This window comes from Nostoc sp. UIC 10630, from assembly GCF_010747425.1.
In the GTDB taxonomy this organism is placed as follows: domain Bacteria; phylum Cyanobacteriota; class Cyanobacteriia; order Cyanobacteriales; family Nostocaceae; genus Nostoc.
Genome location: NZ_JAAGOG010000391.1, coordinates 1 through 2,574, shown reverse-complemented (window position 1 = coordinate 2,574; position 2,574 = coordinate 1). Strand labels below are relative to the sequence as shown.

Annotated in this window: 1 protein-coding gene; it reads left to right on the top strand. The window is 43.9% G+C overall.

Going from position 1 to position 2,574, the window contains the following annotated elements; all coding sequences use genetic code 11:
* Positions 1–2,534: pyruvate:ferredoxin (flavodoxin) oxidoreductase (nifJ, locus tag G1O98_RS37770; RefSeq protein ID WP_163939520.1), on the top strand; the 2,534-nt coding region annotated here is incomplete at its 5' end.
* Positions 2,535–2,574 lie beyond the last annotated feature (40 nt).

The following is a 2,574-nucleotide window of genomic DNA, read 5'->3' as shown; positions in this document are numbered from 1 at the left end:
CAGGGGAGGCAGGGGGAGAAAATACTTTCTCATACCCTAAAATTATTGGTGGTCGTTATGGTCTTTCTTCTAAGGAATTTACGCCGGCAATGGTGAAGGGGATTTTTGATAACCTTGCCGAAGCTAAATCGAAGAATCATTTTACGATTGGGATTAATGATGATGTTAGTCATACTTCCTTGAGCTTTGACCCTAAGTTTTCTACAGAATCGGATAATGTTGTTCGGGCAATGTTTTATGGGTTGGGTTCAGATGGGACTGTTGGGGCTAACAAAAACTCTATCAAGATTATTGGTGAAGAAACCGATAATTACGCCCAAGGCTACTTTGTCTTTGATTCCAAGAAATCTGGCTCAATGACAGTTTCTCACCTCCGTTTTGGCAAAGAGCCAATTCGCTCCACCTACTTGATTGACCAAGCCAACTTTATTGGTTGTCATCATTGGGGATTTCTAGAACGCATAGATATTTTGAAAGCTGCTATTCCTGGGGCAACTTTGCTGCTTAACAGTCCATATAATGCAGATACCGTCTGGGAGAATTTGCCGTTGAAGGTACAGCAGCAAATTATCGATAAGCATTTGAAGTTATACGTAATCAATGCTAGCCAGGTTGCCCGTGAAAGTGGCATGGGTGGCAGAATTAACACCATTATGCAGGTCTGTTTCTTTGCCTTAGCGGGAGTCTTGCCGCAAGAAGAAGCGATCGCTAAAATCAAACAAGCAATTGAGAAGACTTATGGTAAAAAAGGCCCAGAAGTTGTCCGTATGAACTTGCAAGCTGTAGACAATACTCTAGACAACTTGCATAAAGTAGATGTACCACAGACAATCAACAATCAACAATCAACAATTAACAACCCAAGATTGCTGGACTCCGCTCCCGAATTTGTGCGGGAAGTTCTGGGGAAAATCATGGTGTGGGAAGGTGATGATTTACCTGTTAGCACATTACCTGTTGATGGCACATTCCCTGTAGGTACTGCCAAGTGGGAAAAACGTAACGTTGCCGAAGAAATACCTGTGTGGGAGCCAGATGTCTGCGTTCAATGTGGGAAATGCGTAATGGTTTGTCCCCACAGTGCCATCCGCGCCAAAGCTTATCAAGCTGATGAGTTAGTCAATGCACCAGAAACCTTTAAGTCAACTGGTGCAAAAGATAAAGACTTTGCCAATCAAAAATTTACCATTCAGGTAGCCCCAGAAGATTGCACAGGATGTACGATTTGTGTAAATATTTGCCCTGCTAAAGATAAATCTGAGCCATTGCGGAAAGCGATTAACATGGCGCAGCAGTTGCCTTTACAAGAGCAAGAGCGGAAAAACTGGGATTTCTTTTTGAGTTTACCTAATCCTGACAGGCGATCGCTAAAATTAAACCAGATTCGCCAACAACAACTGCAAGAACCTTTATTTGAATTCTCTGGTGCTTGTGCAGGTTGTGGTGAAACACCTTATTTAAAATTATTAACACAATTGTTTGGCGATCGCGCCGTCATCGCCAATGCAACAGGTTGTTCCTCAATTTATGGTGGCAATCTCCCCACAACTCCTTGGACAACCAACGCCCAAGGACGCGGCCCCGCATGGTCAAATAATTTATTTGAAGATAACGCCGAATTTGGTTTCGGCTTCCGCCTCTCCCTCGACAAACAAGCTGAGTTTGCAGCGGAATTGTTGCAAAATTTGGGGAGTGAAATAGATGAAAACCTTGTCTATTCCATCCTCAAAGCTGAACAAAAATCTGAGGCTGACATTTGGGAACAGCGCGAAAGAATAGAACTGTTGCAGCAGAAGTTAGATGAAATCGTAACTTTCGATCCTAATCTAAAATCCAAAATCCAAAATCTCAAATCCCTTGCAGATTACTTAGTGAGAAAAAGCGTCTGGATTGTTGGCGGTGATGGTTGGGCTTATGACATTGATTTTGGCGGTATAGATCATGTAATTGCTAGTGGTCGCAATGTCAACATCTTGGTGATGGATACAGAAGTGTATTCTAATACAGGCGGTCAATCTTCTAAAGCTACGCCACGAGCCGCAGTTGCTAAATATGCCGCCAGTGGTAAGCCAGGAGGGAAGAAAGACTTAGGGATGATTGCCATGACCTACGGAAATGTCTACGTAGCGAGTGTAGCCCTTGGTGCTAGAGATGAACATACTCTCAAAGCATTTTTGGAAGCAGAGGCTTATGATGGGCCATCAATAATTATTGCTTACAGCCATTGCATCGCCCACGGCATTAACATGACTACCGGGATGAATCACCAAAAAACTCTGGTAGAATCAGGCCGTTGGTTGCTGTATCGGCATAATCCAGAGTTGCTTAAACAGGGTAAAAATCCTTTGCAACTGGATATGCGATCGCCTACGCAATCTGTAGAACATTCGATGTATCAAGAAAATCGCTTCAAAATGCTCACTAAGAGCAAACCAGACGTAGCCAAGCACTTGTTAGAACAAGCGCAAGCTGAGGTAGATGCACGTTGGCAGATGTACCAATATCTGGCAAAGCGTGATATTCCCACAGCATAAGAGGCAAGGGGGCCGGGAGCCGGCGCACAGGGCAGGGAGC